General features: G+C 43.7%; 17 protein-coding genes and 1 tRNA gene. 13 read left to right on the top strand and 5 right to left on the bottom strand.

Features of this window, described 5'->3' with window-relative positions; all coding sequences use genetic code 11:
• Positions 1-16: 16 nt before the first annotated feature.
• Positions 17-637: an FmdE family protein gene (locus tag SWOL_RS08605; protein WP_011641060.1), complete on the bottom strand. Its 621-nt coding sequence runs from the start codon at positions 635-637 to the stop codon at positions 17-19.
• Positions 638-902: 265 nt separating this feature from the next.
• Between SWOL_RS08605 and SWOL_RS08600 the strand changes: the two genes are divergently transcribed.
• Complete coding sequence (locus SWOL_RS08600) at positions 903-1,091, top strand: transposase (protein ID WP_155814186.1); 189 nt, start codon at positions 903-905, stop codon at positions 1,089-1,091.
• 217 nt (positions 1,092-1,308) lie between these two features.
• Here the strand turns inward: SWOL_RS08600 and SWOL_RS08595 are convergent.
• Both SWOL_RS08595 and SWOL_RS08590 read right to left on the bottom strand, forming a co-directional pair.
• Positions 1,309-1,385: transfer RNA gene (locus tag SWOL_RS08595), tRNA-Pro, on the bottom strand.
• 48 nt (positions 1,386-1,433) lie between these two features.
• Entirely contained in the window at positions 1,434-2,294 is an 861-nt protein-coding gene (locus SWOL_RS08590; protein ID WP_242649318.1) for a L,D-transpeptidase family protein, read from the bottom strand.
• Between the two features lie 262 nt (positions 2,295-2,556).
• Here SWOL_RS08590 and SWOL_RS08585 point away from each other — a divergent pair, with 262 nt between their 5' ends.
• From SWOL_RS08585 to yihA, 11 genes are all read left to right on the top strand, one after another.
• The gene (locus SWOL_RS08585) at positions 2,557-3,807 is read left to right on the top strand and encodes a tetratricopeptide repeat protein (protein ID WP_011641058.1); all 1,251 of its coding nucleotides are present in this window, start codon (positions 2,557-2,559) and stop codon (positions 3,805-3,807) included.
• A gap of 237 nt (positions 3,808-4,044) precedes the next feature.
• Complete coding sequence (locus SWOL_RS08580) at positions 4,045-4,233, top strand: type II toxin-antitoxin system HicA family toxin (protein WP_011641057.1); 189 nt, start codon at positions 4,045-4,047, stop codon at positions 4,231-4,233.
• 57 nt (positions 4,234-4,290) lie between these two features.
• Positions 4,291-4,674: a type II toxin-antitoxin system HicB family antitoxin gene (locus SWOL_RS08575; RefSeq protein ID WP_242649317.1), complete on the top strand. Its 384-nt coding sequence runs from the start codon at positions 4,291-4,293 to the stop codon at positions 4,672-4,674.
• 208 nt (positions 4,675-4,882) lie between these two features.
• Complete coding sequence (locus SWOL_RS08570; RefSeq protein WP_049750120.1) at positions 4,883-5,794, top strand: SPFH domain-containing protein; 912 nt, start codon at positions 4,883-4,885, stop codon at positions 5,792-5,794.
• Positions 5,784-6,335 (top strand): peptidoglycan-binding domain-containing protein, encoded by a 552-nt coding sequence (locus SWOL_RS08565; RefSeq protein ID WP_011641054.1) that lies wholly within the window; start codon positions 5,784-5,786, stop codon positions 6,333-6,335. The genes SWOL_RS08570 and SWOL_RS08565 overlap by 11 nt, the downstream gene beginning before the upstream one ends.
• A gap of 382 nt (positions 6,336-6,717) precedes the next feature.
• Entirely contained in the window at positions 6,718-8,034 is a 1,317-nt protein-coding gene (gene tig, locus SWOL_RS08560) for a trigger factor (protein ID WP_011641053.1), read from the top strand.
• A gap of 51 nt (positions 8,035-8,085) precedes the next feature.
• Entirely contained in the window at positions 8,086-8,688 is a 603-nt protein-coding gene (gene clpP, locus SWOL_RS08555) for an ATP-dependent Clp endopeptidase proteolytic subunit ClpP (RefSeq protein WP_011641052.1), read from the top strand.
• 25 nt (positions 8,689-8,713) lie between these two features.
• On the top strand, positions 8,714-9,964 hold the full coding sequence (clpX, locus tag SWOL_RS08550; protein WP_011641051.1) for an ATP-dependent protease ATP-binding subunit ClpX: 1,251 nt from the start codon (positions 8,714-8,716) through the stop codon (positions 9,962-9,964).
• 153 nt (positions 9,965-10,117) lie between these two features.
• Positions 10,118-11,818 carry an ATP-dependent protease LonB gene (gene lonB / locus SWOL_RS08545; RefSeq protein ID WP_011641050.1) on the top strand — a complete coding sequence of 567 codons (1,701 nt, stop codon included), beginning with the start codon at positions 10,118-10,120 and terminating at the stop codon, positions 11,816-11,818.
• A 102-nt stretch (positions 11,819-11,920) separates the two neighbouring features.
• On the top strand, positions 11,921-14,359 hold the full coding sequence (gene lon / locus SWOL_RS08540; RefSeq protein ID WP_011641049.1) for an endopeptidase La: 2,439 nt from the start codon (positions 11,921-11,923) through the stop codon (positions 14,357-14,359).
• A 168-nt stretch (positions 14,360-14,527) separates the two neighbouring features.
• Positions 14,528-15,109: a ribosome biogenesis GTP-binding protein YihA/YsxC gene (gene yihA, locus SWOL_RS08535; protein WP_041427490.1), complete on the top strand. Its 582-nt coding sequence runs from the start codon at positions 14,528-14,530 to the stop codon at positions 15,107-15,109.
• 84 nt (positions 15,110-15,193) lie between these two features.
• Here yihA and SWOL_RS14570 read toward each other — a convergent pair whose 3' ends face one another.
• Positions 15,194-16,453 carry an SEC-C metal-binding domain-containing protein gene (locus SWOL_RS14570; RefSeq protein ID WP_041427489.1) on the bottom strand — a complete coding sequence of 420 codons (1,260 nt, stop codon included), beginning with the start codon at positions 16,451-16,453 and terminating at the stop codon, positions 15,194-15,196.
• Positions 16,425-17,129 (bottom strand): phosphatidylserine decarboxylase family protein, encoded by a 705-nt coding sequence (locus SWOL_RS08525; RefSeq protein ID WP_049750119.1) that lies wholly within the window; start codon positions 17,127-17,129, stop codon positions 16,425-16,427. The genes SWOL_RS14570 and SWOL_RS08525 overlap by 29 nt, the downstream gene beginning before the upstream one ends.
• A 193-nt stretch (positions 17,130-17,322) precedes the next feature.
• On the opposite strand from SWOL_RS08525, the gene SWOL_RS08520 reads away from it, so the two are divergent.
• Positions 17,323-19,974: a valine--tRNA ligase gene (locus tag SWOL_RS08520; protein WP_011641046.1), complete on the top strand. Its 2,652-nt coding sequence runs from the start codon at positions 17,323-17,325 to the stop codon at positions 19,972-19,974.
• The last annotated feature ends 11 nt before the right edge of the window (positions 19,975-19,985 follow it).

Below are 19,985 nucleotides of genomic sequence, written 5' to 3'. Positions count from 1 at the left end.
CAAACCACCATTTTTCTTAGTATTTTTCATAATAAGCACTATTTGCACAGGCTTTACACAGAATTGTATCATCCAGCAGCAAATCTCTGCCATCCATAACTGACTCACCGCAGGCAGCACATATAACTTTGCGCGAAGGCTTGCCAGGAAGGTCTTCCTGACATAACTTTACAGTTACCTCTTCGGTCCTGAACAAATCCTCATCCGCTATTGAACTCCAAAAGCTTACCAAATCCATGTCGTCGGATGGCTGCTCACTAGCGGCGGTAACGATTCTGATTCCCTTTTGGCTGTTCATATCTACAAAAGTAGCGGCCATCTTACCATAATCAAACCACTTTAATCGCCTCTTACCCAGGGTACATCCGGTAACCGCAGAAACCGCATCCGCAATACAACGGTCAGCTTCTACAAAAACAATAAAATCTTTGTTTTCAGCTGGGTCGTCAATGCCCAAATATTTTAAACCTATTCTAGCTATTCTAGTTCCAAAAATAATACCGGTGCATATGTGACCATGAAAATCATGCGCTTTTTCCAGGTCCTGTTCAAAAGAGTTCTTTAGATAGCTGGTTTTACCCTCGCCTGTGCCTTCCAGTCCACCGTTTTTCTGCCCGGGTGTGGTTGTTTCTATCATTCTATTGACCTCCTTTTTATCTAAATTGCTTATTACTTCCTGGGGGAATTAGGAATTATGTATATAACTTTGAGATTGGTCAAGGATATTTCATTTTTAAACAAATATCAACATTACCAAATAAATATTAACATACATAAACAGAAAATACGATAAAAGCAAACTGCAAACAACTATAAATAACAAATAACTTTAATGCCAAAAACCTATGTTATAGGGGGGGGGAAGACTATCGCTGCCACCTGCTATTATGGTGGCTGTTGGATTGGCTAAAACGTTAGGCTTGCCTTCAAAGTATGCGCCGCATTTATCGGCTACTTTAGGCATGGCTGGTGGAATAGCAGCAGCCGCTACGAGCGGGAAACCTATCTTATGGGGTATTTTAGCAGGCGTATTTTTGGGGGCTGCTGCTTGTAGCATTTATGACCAGGGGAAGAAAAGGGTGAGGGAATGAGTTTGTAAGAAACAAGAGGGGTCGGGGTGACTACTTCGGCCCCTCAAAAACCTTAATTAATCGGCATTATAGAGCATTAAATCTGACTACTTTTTGACTACCATAAGCTAATTATAGGGCATTAAAAATCCTTATAATAGCTTAACTCTTTGTCTAAGGCAAGAAGCTTGTAACATAAGAAAAAACCCGCCACATCGGGCGGGCTGTTATTCTCAACTGGTCGGGGCGACAGGATTTGAACCTGCGGCCTTCTGATCCCAAATCAGACGCGCTACCAAGCTGCGCCACGCCCCGAACTTCTTCATAATATCATCTATGAGGGATAGCTGTCAATTGAGGCTTTTATGGTTCCACATCATTGATGGCCAGGTCATAAGCCTTCTGCAGGGCGTGATGAGTATATGGCCCTACAATACCATCAGCTATCAGTTGATTATCCCTTTGGAAAGCAATTACTGCGGCTTCAGTTTTAGGGCCGAATTTACCATCGGGCTTGACCCGGTAGTATCCCAGGGTTCTCAGCATCCTCTGCACCTCTTTCACATCACTGCCTTGATCGCCCCTGGAAAGAACCCGTCCCGTATTAGCTTTCCCGAATATATTAACCGGTGTACCCAAGGGAGTCCGGTCATAAAGCTCGATTACATCAGCATTATACATGCGCACACAGCCGTGGCTGACAGCTTTGCCGATGGAACTGGGGCGGTTGGTTCCATGGATGCCATATCCTCCCCAGGGAACACTAAGTCTCATCCAGCGAGCACCAAAAGGTCCTCCGGGATTGACAGTTTTTTGGACTATGGTCCAATTTCCCAGCGGAGTAGGAGTTTGTGGCTTCCCTACCGCTACAGGATAGGTTTTTTTGAAGCTGCCGGAAGTGTAGGTAAGTCTTCTTTTTACCACATCAATACTGATGCGGGGTTGTTCCCAGGCCTGGCCCTCCCGCTTGTTTTGCAGCCGGATTGAGGAACTAGGTTCCAGGAGCAACCAGGTGTTGGGATCAACTACACCATCAACTACGAGACCCCGGCTGGCTTGAAAGGCTTTCAGCGCGGCTTCGCTTTGCTCTCCAAATATTCCATCTTCCACTCCAGGATTATATCCTAACTCCTTTAGTCTCTTCTGCATTAAATGAATATCCGGCCCGGACATTCGTATTTTTTCTAACCGTAAAAACCTGCTGGCATATACCATATTGCTCATGCTCCTTATATGCTTGCTTAGTATCATAATACTTATCTTTTTACAGATGGTTCCGGATGGCTTAAAGCAAGCGGAGTGAAAATTGGAAAATTAAATATTTTAAATAATCGGTTAATAGAGAGCAGATAAAAATTTACAAAAGCTGGGAGGAATTATGAAACAAATGTGGAATAAGATGGAAAGAAGATTTGAGGGCAAATGAAAATATGAAAGAAATTTCTTTCATGATCTTTTGTACTTCAAGAAAGGAATGGTTATAAATATGAATGAAAGTATGGAAACAAATATTAACGAAAATACTGATTCATCAATTACTTCGTTATCCGAGCAGGCGGCGGAAAAAATCCTGGAACATGATATTACCGGGGCTTATGAAATCCTGGTAGAGGCGATAAAAGCAGATGTTGAAAATATTGAGATATTAAATCTGATTGCCCGCTGTTATTTCCTCTGGGGTGATTTTGAAAGAGCGGAGCTCTGTTGGAAAAAGGTTTTGGAGTTGGATACGGCCAATCCGGAAGCTTCTTTGTCCCTGGAAGATTTGCAAGACCCACCCTTTCAATTCTGGTTAAAGCGCTATTATGAAGCTTTGAATCAGGTGGAAAACCGGAATTATGAAGCGGCTAGAAATGCTCTGTGGGAGCTTTTACAGGAAAAAGACTGTTTTGTGGGAATCTATCAACTTTTGGGCTTGTGTTACCTGGCTGAAGCCGATCGCTATTCGGCACGGCGAGTATGGATCAAGGGGTTGGAATGGGATTCATCCAATAAACCGTTATTAAATTACTTGAATATCTATGAGGAAGATGCTTCAAATGCGGTAGAACTGGACGAAGTTAGTGAGAAGTGGATTCACTGGCCGGCTCTACCCCGGATAAGACTAGCCTGGCTGCTTTCCGGGGTATTGTGCACAGTTTTACTGGTGCAGGGAGTTAGTTATTTAGTGGGACAGCGGGATTATGATGTTGAGCAATCCGGCAAAAACAAGCAACAAGTGGAGTATTTCCAAGAAAAAATTGAGAAGGGGAACCAGCCTCAGATGGTTTTATTAGAAAAACCGGCGGTTGGTTTTTTACCTGAGGAGGTTAAAAATAGAGGTGAGGAAAACAGCATGGCAGGGGCCGATTACGATCTGGAACAGGAAAAATGGTATTATTCCGAGGGTTATCAGGCTTATTTAGCCGGTGATTATAAGAAAGCTACAAGCAATCTGGGTATGGTGGTTTCTATGCAATCAAAGAGTTTTCTCCATCGCGAAGCCTTGTATTATCTAGCTCGGGTTTATTATATTAATTCTGAGTATAAAAATGCGGAAAAATACTTCCTGGATTATACCCGGGATTTTCCTTCCACCAATTATTATGATGAAAGCCTCTTTTATCTGGGCTGTATCTATTACTTTGACCAGCAGGAAGATAAAGCCCGGCAGGCATTGGAAAAACTGCGCGAAGTAGTTCCAGATAGCGGTTATCTAACCAGCAAAATGGCGATTACTTTGTTAGGAGCTCAATAAATGCAGGATGCGAAGGGTAAGCTGTGAGGGGTTAGCGGGAAAAGATAAACCGGGGGACAATCTTCAAGGTTGTCCCCCTAAATTCTATACAACCATACATGCCCACCCATCTGTGGTATTGCCATCCAGGATAATAATTATAACCCGACACTCAGCAGTAGTATTTTTTCTAAGAATATTAAAAGATTTACATACGTATAACCAGGGCGTATAATAGACGTGGGGAAGGGGCAAGATATGACCGTCAGAGAAGTATTGAAACTCTTATACAAAGACGGATGGAAAGAAATTGAGGGTAGAACGAAAGGTTCCCATATTCAATTAAAGCACCCTACTAAAACAGGCAAAGTAACAGTACCTGACCACAAAGGAGATATTGCCCCCGGTACTCTAAACAGCATATTTAAACAGGCAGGACTAAAATAAGTCTTCATCTATTCATAAGGGGGATAAAGTATTGTGCATAAGCTTACTTATTTTGCAGTGTTTGAGCCGGTAGCGACAGGATATAGTGTGTATTTTCCTGATATTCCCGGATGTGTAAGCTATGGAGAAGATTTTGAAGAAGCGCAAAAGCAAGCTGCCGATGCATTGGGACTTCATTTATACGGAATGGAAAAAGATGGTGATGAGATACCTACTCCCTCCAAAGTGCCGCAAGTGGATACTGAGACTGCTCCGGGATATATAATTTCTCCTGTAAGTATCTTCCCGAGCATAGTAAGGAATGAATTAGATAATAGAGCAGTAAAAACTAATTTAACCATACCAGCATGGCTAAAGGAAATTGCTGAAGCTCAGGGCGTAAATTATTCAAAGATATTTCAATCTGCTTTAATGGATTATTTGGGTATTAAAACCAAATAATAAGATTTCAAAAAAGGCTGGGAAAAGGTGCTTTTCCCAATTTTTTATATCATTTTTAGTCTGAAAGAATTATTTTTGATATCATAGTATTTTTGATATCATAGTAAATAATAACACTTGACTTTGCTCAAACTATTCCTGATGCTGGATAACTTTAGCGGAATCACCCCGTGCTTTTACGAGTAGCTTTAGAAAGGGGAAATGAAAGATGGCTAATAACGGAGACTATCGGGAGCCCGATTGGACAAAGAATCGCGGAGACAGGCTTAATGCGCCTGCAATTTTACTTTTTATTATAATCGGAGCTTTGTCAACCTACGCCTATATTATTATGCAGCAAATCTGGCTTACGATAATTTTGGGCGTAACGGCCATACTTGCAGCCTGGTCGCTCAAGGTGGCCCGGGAGTGGGATCGGGTGGTTATCTTAAGGCTGGGTAAATTCCGCAGAATGGCCGGACCGGGACTTTTTTTCATAATTCCTATCATTGATGAAGCTCCCATCTGGATTGATATGCGGATTAGAACCACCTTTTTTGCCGCTGAGAAGACCTTGACCAAGGACAATGTTCCGGTAAATGTGGATGCGGTAATGTTCTGGGTGGTGGATGACCCTATGAAGGCAGCCCTGGAGGTGGAGGAATACCAGAAAGCGGTTTTCTGGGCGGCTCAGACCACCCTGCGGGATATGATTGGAAAGACCGAACTATATGCTATGCTGGCCGGGAGAGAACATATAGATGAAGAGTTAAAAGTTATGATCGATGCTCGTACCCATTCCTGGGGAGTCTCCGTTCGTTCGGTGGAAATTCGGGATGTCATGATTCCGGATGAATTGCAGGATGCCATGTCCCGAGAAGCCCAGGCAGAAAGAGAGCGCCGGGCCCGGGTTATATTGGGAACTGCAGAATTGGAAATAGCCGACAAGTTTGCCCAGGCCGCCACCAGATATCATAACAATCCGGAAGCGTTCAGTTTAAGAGCGATGAATATTCTTTATGAAGGAATAAAGGAAAAGGCTTCCCTGGTTATTGTTCCCAGCAATATGGTAAATTCCTTGAATCCTGGTTCCATTTTGGGTTATGTAAGTAAAATGGAGGATAAGGAAAGTGGCGATTAAAAGAAAGTTGATATTATTAATTATATCAGCTCTTTTACTTGGCGTACTTGGCGTACTTGGCGGCTGCGGCGGGCAAGTAGCTCAATACCCGCAGAGGAGTCCCAACTTGTCGCCTCCTGCTGATAAACAGATGTCAGCTTTAGATGAAGTTATTACCGATCCCAATATAAAAAAAGATACAAACCTGGCGCATAATGAGAATATTCAGGAATTGAAACATATGAAATATGGGGTCAGGCCGGGGGAGGGCAGTGAGCTTTCCTCCCCGGATTCCAAAGAATCTTCCGAGCCGGGGGTAGCTCCGGTACGGAGACCTCGCGCTAGCTATAGAGATGAACCATACTCCCGGGTTAATATTCAATTGCTTACCATAGAGGAGTTAGATGCTGTGATAGCGGAGTTAATCAAGCAAGAATACCTCCAGCAAAAGCCGGCTAATGAAGAAGAGCTCAGTAATGCCTTAAGCCAGTTTCAAAGTGACCACAATCTAACTCCGACAGGCCAGGTAGATGCTGCTACCCTAAAATTAATCATAGAATGATTCAGAGGCTACACCGGCGAAGGCGAAAGCGGGTGGTCTTTTTGCAGTGGAGTCAAAGAGTGGAATCAAAAATAAATTGAGAGACTTGACTTGGGAGGGTGGAATTAATTATTCTTTAGATATCTAAAGGCTTATGTGCCAGTGCTTAAGTGTCCAGCTCTTGTCTTGCCAGGGCGAGAGTTGCGAGTTCAAATCCCATCTTTAAACTTGCTTAATTGTACCTCGGCAACAGCCGGGGTCTTGTGTTTTAAGTTAAATTAGGGTAAATTCTTAAGAGGATTATTCAGGAAACAAAAAACACCAATAATATAGGTCAGGTATAGTATCCGTAAATACAGTAACAAGCCAAGCTAAATTAATGAAAGGGTTAGGAGGAGCATAAATGACCGCAAAATTAGAGAAGATAGAAAACAGCGAGGCCTACATTGAAATAGAGGTTAGTGCCGAGCAGGTTGAGGAAGGCCTACAGTATGCTTATCGCAAAGTGATAAAACAGGTCGCTATTCCTGGTTTTCGTAAAGGAAAAGCACCCAGAGAGCTCTTGGAACTCCAATTTGGCAAGGAAGTGCTTTTCCAGGACGCTCTGGAATATATTGTTCCAGAAGCCTATGATAAGGCTTTGGAGGAATTAAACATCAAGCCTATCGCCCAGCCGGAATTTGATATCAATGACCCGGAATCAGGCCAACCCTTTAAGTTCAATGCTCGTGTACCGGTCAAGCCGGAAGTCAAGTTAGGGGAAATAGAGGGCATAGAGGTTGAAATACCTGATTTTCAGGTAAAAGAAGAGGATGTTATTCAGAAATTTGAAGATATGCGCCAGCAATATGCTCAAGTAGTAGAAAAAATAGAAGAACCGGCTGCTATGGGAGATAAGTTGAACATTGACTTTGAAGGTTTTATTGACGGTGAAGCATTTGCCGGGGGCAAGGGAGAAGACTACTCTCTGGAGCTGGGCTCCAATACTTTTATTCCTGGTTTTGAAGAACAATTAGTAGGGTTGAAGGCTGGGGAAAGCAAGGATGTGCTGGTTACTTTCCCGGAATCGTATCATGCTGAGGATCTAGCGGGCAAGGATGCTGTTTTCCAGGTTAGTGTTAAAAGAATTGAAACGACTGAAGCCAGAGAACTTAATGATGAGTTTGCCCAAGAAGTTAGCCAGTTTAATACTATTGATGAGCTGCGCCAGGATATTAGGAAAAACCTGGAGGAGATGGCGGAAAGCCGCCGTAAAGAGAGCATTAAAACCGAGCTAATGGAAAAGGCCCTGGAAAAATGTGACATTCCTGTTCCCGATGCGGTTATTAATATGCAGGTGGAACGGATGCTGCAAGATTTTGAGCAAAGAATGGCTTATCAGGGCTTGACTCTGGAGCAGTATTTCCAGTTTACCAACAGCAATCGGGAGGACTTCAGCCAGAAAATTTGGCCGGAAGCTGAGAAATCAGTGAAAGGTGATTTTATGCTGGAAAAACTGGCTGAGGAAAAGGGTATGGAGGTCAGTGAAGAAGAACTGAATGAACACATTATGAAACTGGCTAATAACTTTGGAATGGAAGTAGACAAGATAAAGGAAGAACTGGGCGATGCCATCGAGAACATCAGGACCGGGTTAAAAATAGATAAAGCGATTGACTTCCTTATCGACAAGGCTGTAGTAAAGGAAGTAGCAGAAATAACCGCAGCGGCAGCTGAATAACTCGCAAAGTGACAAGTTCATTTTAAAATTAAAATTCAAGGGGTGATTATTATGTCATATCTGGTACCTATGGTAGTAGAACAAACTAATCGAGGGGAAAGGTCTTACGATATTTATTCGCGTCTGCTTAAAGACCGGATAATATTCCTGGGTAGTGGCATTGACGATACCGTAGCTAATCTGGTAATTGCCCAACTTCTATTCCTGGAAGCGGAAGACCCGGACAAAGACATTTCATTGTATATCAACAGCCCGGGCGGTTCGATAACAGCAGGGATGGCCATATATGACACTCTGCAATATATACGGCCTGATGTCTCCACCATTTGTGTAGGTTTGGCTGCTAGTATGGGAGCATTCCTTCTGGCGGCAGGAAAAAAAGGCAAGAGATATGCCCTCCCCAATGCGGAAATTATGATTCACCAACCGGCAGGGGGAACCCAGGGACAAGCTACTGATATCGAAATCCATGCCCGGCGTATAATGAATATGAAAGAATCTTTAAATAAAATATTGGCTGAAAGAACCGGTCAGCCTCTGGAGCGAATCCAAAAGGATACCGATCGCGATTATTTTATGACTGCCCAGGAGGCAAAAGAATATGGTATTATAGATGAAGTAATAAGCCATCCGAAGAAGACCAGCAAGAAATAACTTTTGGCCAAAGAGAGGTGGATTTATGCACAGATACGGGGATGAAAAAGGGCAATTGAAATGTTCATTCTGTGGCAAAACTCAGGACCAGGTTAAGAAACTTGTTGCTGGACCGGGTGTGTATATTTGTGACGAGTGCATAGAGTTGTGTAATGAGATAATTGAAGAAGAATTGGCGGATGACCTGGGTTTTGAACTCGGGGACATTCCTAAACCGCAAGATATTCGTGAGATTCTCGATGATTATGTTATTGGTCAGGATCGGGCCAAGAAGTCCCTGGCTGTTGCTGTTTATAATCACTATAAAAGAATAAACTTAGGGATGAAACTGGATGATGTTGAGCTCCAGAAGAGCAATATAATGATGTTGGGACCGACCGGTAGTGGCAAGACCTTGCTGGCCCAGACTTTGGCCCGGATATTAAATGTTCCCTTTGCCATTGCAGATGCCACCTCCCTAACCGAAGCCGGTTATGTGGGCGAAGATGTAGAAAACATCCTCTTAAAGCTTATTCAATCCGCTGATTACGATATTGAAAAAGCAGAAAAGGGAATAATCTACATTGATGAAATCGATAAAATCGCACGTAAGACAGATAATCCCAGTATTACCCGGGATGTCTCGGGTGAGGGGGTACAGCAGGCCCTTTTGAAGATTCTGGAAGGAACTGTAGCCAGTGTTCCCCCGCAGGGAGGGCGGAAACACCCCCATCAGGAGTTTATTCAGATAGACACCAGTAATATTCTCTTTATTTGTGGGGGAGCTTTCGAAGGTATAGATAAGATAATTGAGAATCGGGTCGGACAAAAAGTCATGGGTTTTGGTGCTGATATCAAAAGCCGGGAAGAGAAAAAAATCGGAGAAATCCTGAATATGATTCTTCCCCAGGATTTATTGAAATACGGCCTTATTCCTGAATTCGTAGGAAGAGTGCCTATTATTGTTACCCTGGAGGCATTGGATATGGATGCCTTGATAAGCATTCTAACCGAGCCCAAGAATGCCCTGGTCAAACAGTATAAAAAATTGTTTGAACTGGATGGGGTGGATCTCGAATTTAAGGAAGATGCCCTGCAGGCTATTGCTGATGAAGCCCTGCGCCGGAATACCGGAGCCCGTGGTTTAAGGGCAATAATTGAAGATATTATGTTGGAAGTAATGTATGAGATTCCTTCCCGCCTGGATGTGACCAAAGTGGCCATTACCCGGGATGTCATTGAAAAGAAAGAAAAGCCGCTTCTGGTTACCATGGAAGCGCGGCGAAAAGTTAACTAGCCGGGGAAGGCTCTATGTAAAGGCTTTGCAGTAAAACTAATATTATCTTGTGGAAAAGGTAGCGAGAGCTACCTTTTTTTACTGAGTTTTTTTCTAATCCCAAGCTGGAGCTCAGGGAATAATAGAAAAAGCACAAAGGAAAGGAAAAAACTCATGAATGAATTTTTTGTCCAATATAGCGGTATCCTCTACTTGATACAATTGTTCTTTGCGATAGTGATAGGCTTATATTTTTGGAATCTCTTGAAGAACCAGCAGAGCCATAAAACCGTAATGGTAAAGGAATCGGAAAAAGAGAGTTCCAGGTTAAAACAGATGCGTAACATAAAGCTTAGTGAGCCCTTATCCAGTTTGACCCGTCCTGCTCAGATGGATGATATTATCGGACAAAAGGAAGCAGTCTCCATTCTTCGTTCTGCTCTTTGCGGGCCCAATCCGCAACATGTTATTATATTTGGGCCTCCTGGGGTAGGTAAAACTGCGGCGGCACGGCTGGTATTGGAAGAGGCTAAAAAAAACCCCCTGTCTCCCTTTGGAAAAGATGCCAACTTTGTAGAAGTTGATGCCACCATAAGCCGCTTTGACGAAAGAAACATAGCTGATCCCTTGATTGGTTCAGTGCACGATCCCATATATCAGGGGGCTGGATCTATGGGCTCAGCCGGCATTCCTCAACCCAAGCCGGGAGCTTGTACCCGAGCCCATGGGGGTATTCTTTTTATAGATGAAATCGGCGAATTACATTCTTTGCAGATGAACAAATTGCTAAAAGTTTTAGAAGATAGAAAAGTTATGTTGGAGAGTGCTTATTACACAGAATACAACCGGACTATCCCGGTATATATTCATGAGATATTTAACCATGGGCTGCCTGCTGATTTTCGCCTGGTAGGTGCTACCACGCGCTCACCGGATGAATTATCGCCTGCTTTGCGTTCACGCTGTCTGGAGATCTTTTTTAATCCCCTTACTAAAGAAGATATAGAACGGATAACCCTTAATGCGGCAAAAAAAATCAATTTTCCCCTGGAGCCTGCAGCTTTGGAGGAAATAAGCCGCTATGCCAATAATGGAAGGGAAGCGGTTAATATGGTTCAACTCTCGGCGGGAATAGCACAGGTGGAAAAACAGAATAAAATAAGCCTGTCTATCGTGGAAAAAGTTTTGAATAATGGCCGCTTTTCACCGCGCCGGGAAATCAAGATTAAGGAAGAAGCAATGGTTGGAGTAGTAAATGGACTGGCTGTCATCGGGGCTAATATGGGCACTTTACTGGAGGTAGAGGCGGCTGCTTTATCTGTGCCCAAAGGCCAGGGAAACTGGACGGTTACCGGAGTGGTAGATGAAGAACAACTGGGAGGACAGGAAAGACAAGTCCGGCGTAAGAGTGCGGCCCGGGGAGCGGTAGAGAATGTTCTTACCGTTTTGAGGTCTATTTATGGTTTGGAAATTGGCGATTACAATATCCATCTTAATTTTCCCGGGGGTATTCCTGTAGATGGACCTTCGGCTGGTATAAGTATGGCCACTGCCATCTATTCAAGTATCACCGGTAAAGTAGTAGATAATCTTTTAGCTATGACCGGGGAAATCTCTGTCTATGGCAAAGTCAAGCCAGTGGGAGGTGTTATAGCTAAAATTGAGGCTGCCCGCAGGGCTGGTGTGCAAAAGGTCATTATCCCGGCAGAAAATTGGCTTAATATTTTTGACGATTTTCCTGATTTAAAGGTAATTCCGGTTCGAGATTTGGATGAGGTCTTTATCTGGGCATTCCTTGAGCAGGAAGTATTTCCCGCTACTACAGATAAACCGCTGCCAACGATTAATGAGCTTGGCCTTGGTGTTTCAACTTGATGATTGGTAGTAGAGCAGCAACTGCCTGGAAATCGATTACAGGCGTTATTGCACTGCATTAACACATATAGTAGAATAGATGTGCCTGGGAGGTGTTTATTTATGCCAACAGAAGAACATCAAACATATAGAGAACTACCTATGCTGCCTCTCCGCGGGGTACTGGTTTTCCCCTATACCGTCATTCATTTGGATGTAGGGCGAAAGAAGTCCATAAATGCCATAGAAGACGCAATGCTGGGTTCCAAGGAGATATTTTTAGCAACGCAGAAGGAAGCTCAAACCGATGAGCCGGATGAAGAAGACATTTATGAAGTAGGTACGGTTGCGGAAATAAGACAGATATTAAAAATGCCGGGTGGAACCATGCGGGTTCTGGTTGAAGGTTTATTCCGAGCGGAAATCAATGCCTATCTTGCCAATGATCCTTATATGAAAGTGCGGGTAGAAGAACTAAGGGATAAAAAAATTAAAAGCCCTGAACTGGAAGCACTTATGAGAAACCTGGTGGGTCAATTTGAACAATATGTAAGGATGAGCAAAAAGATTCCTCCGGAAACTGTGGTTTCAGTAGTAGCTATTGAAGAAGGGGGAAGACTGGCTGATGTAATTGCATCCCATCTTAATCTGAGAATAAACGAAAAACAGCGGATATTGGAATTGAGCGATATTAATAAGCGATTGAATTATCTTTGCGAACTGCTGGCCAAGGAAATGGAAGTTTTGGAATTGGAAAGAAAGATCAATATCCGGGTTCGCAAACAGATGGAAAAGACGCAAAAAGAATATTATTTGCGGGAACAAATTAAGGCTATCCAAAAGGAATTAGGGGAAAAAGACGAGCGCAGCAGTGAAGTTGAAGAATTCAGAGAACGGATCAAGAAAGCTAATATGCCCAAAGATGCTGAAGAAAAGGCTTTTAAGGAATTGGAAAGGCTGGAAAAAATGCCGCCGATGGTGGCTGAAGCCGTAGTGGTGCGCAACTACCTGGATTGGATTTTGTCTTTACCCTGGTCGTTAGAAACCCGTGATCGTTTGGATTTAAAAGCAGCTGAAGCCATACTTGATGAAGATCATTATGGTTTGGAAAAACCGAAAGAAAGAATTCTGGAGTATTTGGCTATTCGTAAACTGGCCAAAAAAATGAAAGGTCCTATTCTCTGTCTGGTTGGTCCTCCCGGCGTAGGGAAGACCTCTCTGGGCAAGTCGGTAGGGCGCTCACTGGGGAGGAAATTTATCCGTATGTCCCTGGGAGGTATCCGGGATGAGGCTGAAATAAGAGGGCATCGCCGGACTTATGTAGGCTCTATGCCGGGCCGTATATTGCAGGGTATGAAAACCGCGGGCTCCAAAAATCCCGTTTTTCTCCTGGATGAAATCGATAAGATGACCATGGACTTTCGTGGAGATCCGGCTTCGGCTCTTCTAGAGGTCTTAGATCCTGAACAAAACTATATTTTCAGTGATCATTATCTGGAAATTCCCTTTGATTTGTCCAAGGTAATGTTTATTACCACGGCCAATTCGGTTTTCAATATCCCTCGTCCCTTGCTGGACCGGATGGAAATAATAGAAATAACTGGCTATACCGAAGAAGACAAAGTACACATCGCCACTGATTATCTGGTACCAAAACAAATAAAAGAGCACGGTTTGAAGGAAAGTAATATAACATTTTCCGAGGGAACCCTGCGCAGGATTATTCGCGAATATACCCGAGAGGCCGGAGTCAGAAACCTGGAAAGACAAATTGCGTCTATATGCCGTAAGGTTGCCCGCCAAGTGGTCGAAGATAAAGATACCTTTGTTCATGTCGCCTCTAATAGTTTAAATCGCTTTTTAGGAGCAGGCAGATATCGTTACGGGGTGGCGGAAAGCGAAAACCAGGTAGGGGTAGCAACCGGTTTGGCCTGGACGGAGAGTGGGGGCGACATATTATCTATCGAAGTTGCTCTGCTGAAAGGTAAGGGAAATTTGACCCTGACCGGTAAGCTAGGTGAGGTAATGAAGGAATCAGCCCAGGCAGCTTTAACCTATGTTCGTTCCAAAGCAGATGAACTGGGAATAAATGATGAAATTCGCGATAAATATGATGTACACATCCATATTCCCGAAGGGGCCATCCCCAAGGATGGGCCATCCGCCGGAATAACCCTGGCTACGGCCCTAGCTTCAGCTATGTCTGGCCTACCGGTCCGAAGTGATGTGGCTATGACCGGTGAAATAACCCTGCGGGGCAGAATCCTGCCTATTGGTGGAGTGAAAGAAAAAATCCTGGCGGCCCATAGAGCGGGGATTGCCAAGGTGCTTCTGCCGGTAGAAAACAAAAAGGATCTGGCTGAAATACCGGCCCCGGTTAAAAGGAAAATTAAGCTGGTTCTGGTTAGTCATATGGATGAAGTATTAGAGGAAACCCTGCTCAAGTTGGAAGCTATTCAGCCAGGTGAAGACTTTCCCGGCGTATTGCTAAATCCTGAACTGGTGGGGGAGAACCTGAACCAGGACAGGGTAGAGCCCGAAGCTAATAAAGATCTATGTTAAACGGAGGACGGAAGGCGGAATGGTCGTCAGATGCCGGTAATTAAAAGTCATCGGTCGTCAGGAAACGGAAATTGGAGGACGGAGCAACACATGGGGACAACACAAAAGAACCATCCCCATGTGGGGGACAAAAGGACCGTCCCCTTGCCCCTCAGACAAAGAGGTTCTATGGAGTTAAAAATAAAAAAAGCGGAATTAGAGGGGATTTATGTAGATATTAATCAACTGCCGGTGGGCAATATCCCGGAAATTGCCCTGGCCGGCCGATCTAATGTCGGTAAATCTTCATTGATCAATAAAATATGCAACCGTAAAAACCTGGCCAAGTCCAGTTCAACTCCCGGTAAAACCCGTACTATTAATTATTACTTAATTAACGATCAGTGGTTTATGGTGGATTTACCGGGCTATGGTTATGCCCGGGTTTCCCGGGAAGAAAAAGCTCGCTGGAAGAAAATGGTTGAAGCTTATCTTAGCCAGAGGGAACAGCTTCGGGGTGTAATTCAATTACTGGATATTCGGCATGAACCTGGAGAAAATGATATTTTAATGAAAGACTGGCTTTTACATTTGCAGATACCGGTATTGGTAGTAGCTACCAAAGCCGACAAGCTTTCCCGAGGGGCCAGAATGAAACATATAGCGATAATCCGTAAGACCCTGGATTTACCCGAAATGCCTTTGGTATTTTCCGCTCAGAGCGGAGATGGGGTAGAGGAACTAAAGGCCGCCCTGGCTGAACTTCTATAGTGACCTGCAAAACCCCTTTTGTTGCATAAGGGTTGCATAGATATATAAGCGAGCAATTATATTTAAAATAAAAGAACCTCCCCTTTAGAGGGAGGTTCTTTGACTTATTCGTTCTCTCATATATTGAATCAATTCTTGCTCACTTTTACCAGGCAGAGATTTAGAAAAATCATCCAGCAGTTCATAAAGCCGTTCGCGGCCATTCTCTTCTGCCAGCAACTCCTGAGGGGTTTTTTTATCCAATTCCCCATGAGGAGTAGACAACCAGCGCTCAGTTTCCCTATCTTTGATTACCGTAAACCACAAACTCATTAACTCCTCAGCCGGGGGCTGCTTACGGAAACGATTATTAACCACAGCCCATTCTTTCTCGGGTAAAATATCCACCAGCACTTGCTTAAGCTTATGAATATCCTCCAGTAAATCGGCAGTAAAAAGTACATTATCCATGCCGACTCCTATTCTGGCATAAGCTCGATTCTCTCCGGAAAAGTGGAACCAGCTAAATCCTTCGGTTTGGTGGAGCAAGGTATAGTCTTTATTATTTGCCAACTGCTCCAGGAGCAGGCTTCTTTCTTCATCGTTAATACTACTGCTTTCTATATGATTGAAGCTTAGCAACACTTTCTTATAAGCGTGGTCGAAAAGCCCATAAAGCATTTCTGCATTAAATTTTAAGAGGGTAGTTATTTTTTCTCCCAATAAACTGCTCAAGTATTCCATATGTTGCTTGAGAAAATCCTTTTCTGCAGATTTGTTTTCCATAACCAACACCATACCGGAAAAAACATTTTCTTCCGGGAAGTTTACCAATCTACCCAGGAGTAAAATGGGGTTTTCGCTATCTGCATCCCAGGGTTCCTTTAAAAGAACTTTATGCTCTTTATTAAGGAAAATATCTTCAATCTCCAGGTGCATATCCTGGTATCCTTTAACTTCATATACCGATAGATTAGAAAAAACCAGAGCAGTTAAACAGTCCCGCAAGGGATTTTCCATAAAAGTTCCATGTTCTTTTAAATAATGAAAAGCAAAGGTATCATCGTCATGGGAAGTCAGGTCAAACCATAAGCAGTCCGACATAAGACTTTCATGTTCTGGGGGCAGATCCTTATCTACCGTAAAAGCAAGAAAGTGTTCCTTAATCTCCTTATTCACCTTTTTAATTTGCTGGCCATAATATTGATCCAGTTTTATTTTTGCCGCTATCATAAGCTGGCTATAGCGAGTAAAGGGGTCGCCATCAAATTCCAGCAGATCACCTAGCGCACCACAGCACTTTTTGTATTTCTTCCCACTGCCGCAAAGGCAGGGATCATTCCTGCCCGGTTTTAGAGCTTTCATCATCATGCCTCCTATTAATATTACCTGACTCGGATATTGCCGGGTTAAAGCGGGCTACAATGGTTTCTCCGCCTTTAACCTTCTGACCTGGAACCACCAGAACTTCGGCTTCCAGGGGTAAGTAAAGTTCCGTACAGGAACCAAAGCGGATAAGGCCGAATCTTTCCCCGGCATTCAAGGTATCACCTGGATTTACCCAGCAAACAATGCGCCGGGCTATTAGTCCGGTTATCTGTACTACCAGTATTCTTCCGTATTCGGAAAGCAAACCTACATAATTACGGGCATTTTTTTCGCCTGCTTCCTTCTTAAAGGCAGATAAAAAAATCCCGCCTTTTCGATTTACCCATTCTATGGTACCAGCTATGGGACAACGATTAACATGGACATTAAATAGATTTAAAAAAATCCTCAGCTGTATAGTTTTTGCCTGTAAATACTGATCCTCCCAGACCGTATTGATTTCTATTATCTTGCCATCAGCCGGGGCTAAAACCAGATCTTTATCCTCATTGATTTTTCGTTCTGGATTGCGGAAAAAATAAAGACAAAAAATAGTGAGGATGCCAGCGGCTATGGCGAGCTTATACCAGGAGATCCATAGAAGCAAAAACGTTATTAAGGTAAAAAAAATAATAAAAGGCCATCCTTCACGAGCAATTATATTATTGTGCATTCTTCTCCCTCAATTCTAATGCCATAATCTAGAGACAATTGTAACTCATAAAGGCCTTAAATGTTAAGTGAAATTTCCTCTTGAACTTGCACTGATGTACTTGCTTTAAGTAGAATTGAGAAAGAAGTTTAGAGTGTAAAAGAAAAAACGGCAAGCAATCATAAATTAACCAGCGGAAATAAGGAGGTAAATCATGTCGATGGCCACGAGTTTGCCCAGTGTATATGAACCAGGACAGGTAGAGAACAAATGGTATGAATACTGGAGGGAGAATAATTATTTTGCTCCCCGTCCGGATTTGGAGGGAAAAGCTTTTTCCATTGTTATGCCCCCGCCCAATGTCACCGGATCACTACATCTGGGACATGCCCTGGATAATACTTTGCAGGATATATTAACCCGCTGGCGGAGAATGCAGGGATATAATGCTTTATGGCTGCCCGGAACCGACCATGCCGGGATAGCCACCCAGGCCAGGGTCGAGGAAGCGCTGGCCCGGGAGGGTTTGAATAAGTATGAATTAGGCAGAGAAAAATTCTTGGAAAGGGTCTGGGAATGGAAGCACTTATATGGTAACCGGATAACCCAGCAGTTGAGTCTTATGGGTTCTTCCTGCGATTGGAGCCGGGAGCGATTTACTATGGATGAAGGTTGTTCCCGGGCGGTACGTGAGGTTTTCGTAAACCTCTATGAAAAGGGCTTGATTTACCAGGGGGATTACATAATAAACTGGTGTCCCCGTTGTCATACAGCCATTTCTGATATTGAGGTGGAACATGAAGATAGTGATGGTCATCTCTGGCATATAAGATACCCGCTGGAGGGTGAAGATGAGTTTATAGTAGTAGCCACTACCCGTCCGGAAACTATGCTGGGGGACACCGGGGTGGCCGTACACCCTGATGATGAGAGATACCAGCATCTTATTGGCAAAAAAATCTTGCTCCCCCTAATGAACCGGGTAATACCAGTATTTGCCGATGATTATGTAGACAAAGAATTTGGCACCGGAGCGGTTAAGGTAACCCCGGCCCATGACCCCAATGATTTTGACATGGGTTTGCGGCATGGGGTGGAGCAAATAGCCGTGATAGATAAGTATGGCTTTATGAACGAGAATGCTGGTCCTTACCAGGGCCTGGATCGTTATGCCTGCCGCCTCCAGGTAGTGAAAGATTTAGAGGCTCAGGGCTACCTGCTTAAGGTGGAAGAACACCGGCATGCTGTAGGACATTGCCAGCGCTGTGATACTGTAATCGAACCGCTGGTATCCACCCAGTGGTTTGTAAAGATGAAGCCCCTGGCTGAACCCGCCATTCAAAAGGTACTGGATGGAGAAATAAAGTTTATTCCGGAGCGTTTTACCCGGATATATATCAATTGGATGGAGAATATCCGGGATTGGTGCATATCCCGGCAGTTGTGGTGGGGACATCGTATACCGGTTTGGTATTGCCAGGAATGTGGAGAGATAATCTGCAGTAAAGAGGACCCAAACCACTGTCCTAATTGTGAATCAGCGGAATTAAAACAGGATGAGGATGTATTGGATACCTGGTTTAGCAGTGCCCTCTGGCCTTTTTCCACTCTGGGTTGGCCGGATAAGACCCGGGATTTGGACTTTTTTTATCCCACCACCGTCCTGGTAACTGGCCGCGATATTATATTTTTCTGGGTAGCGCGCATGATTTTCTCTGGAATTGAACACATGGGAGAAGTTCCTTTCTATGATGTAAATATTCATGGACTTATTCTGGACGCCCAGGGTCGGAAAATGAGCAAGTCTTTGAATAACGGTATAGATCCCATTGAAGTGATCGAAAAGTTTGGAGCCGATACCCTGAGATTTTCCCTTATTACAGGTGTAACACCGGGGAATGATGTTCGCTTTCATTGGGATAAGGTGGAAAATACCCGCAATTTTGCCAATAAAATATGGAACGCATCTCGATTTGTTCTTATGAATATGGAGGGATTTGAAGCCATAAAACCGGGCCTGGAGGAACTAAGCCTGGCAGATCGCTGGATTTTATCCCGTTTGCAGCTGACCATTGCGGAAGTGACCAACTTATTGGATAAATATGACCTGGGAGAAGCAGCCCGCAGGCTCTATGAGTTTATCTGGGATGAGTTCTGCGACTGGTACATTGAATTGGCCAAACCCCGGCTGGTAAACCAGGATAATCCCCGGGAAAGATTGGTAGTGCAAAATGTCTTGCGGGATGTTCTGGTCGATATATTGCGTCTCTTGCATCCTTTTATGCCCTTTATTACTGAAGAGATATATCAATTTCTACCTGCTCACTCCGCTACCATTATGCTGGATCCCTGGCCGGAGAGTAAGGAGGAATTGATTTGGCTGGCAGAGGTAGAACAGATGCAGCAGTTGATGCAGGCTATTCGAGCTCTGCGTAATATTCGCTCCGAATTCAATATAAATCCCTCTATTCTTATTAAGGCAATAATGGTAGTTCCTGATGAAGTAAGAAGGCAAGTCTTTATGGATAATCAGGCCATAATCAAGCAAATGGCCCGTTTGGAGCAGTTAGAGTTGCTGTATGAACTGGAGAAGAAGCCGGAACAGGCGGTTTCGGCCCTGCTTTCGCTTGCTGAAATCTATGTGCCTTTAGAAGGCATCATTGATGTGGAAAAAGAAATCCAGCGTCTGCAAAAGGAATTAAAGGCTGCCGAGAGCGATCTTCAGAAAGCGGAAAATAAACTTAATAATCAGAAGTTCCTATCCAAAGCTCCTCCCGAGGTTATTGAGAAGGAGAGAAGTAAGGCTGGAGAGGCGATAAACAGAAAAGAGGGGATTTTACAACGCTTGCATCTTTTGAAGAAATAATAGGTCAACAA

It is taken from the genome of Syntrophomonas wolfei subsp. wolfei str. Goettingen G311 (assembly GCF_000014725.1).
Lineage (GTDB): Bacteria > Bacillota > Syntrophomonadia > Syntrophomonadales > Syntrophomonadaceae > Syntrophomonas > Syntrophomonas wolfei.
The sequence above is the reverse complement of the archived record's forward strand: the minus strand, read 5'-3'. Positions and strand labels throughout refer to the sequence as shown.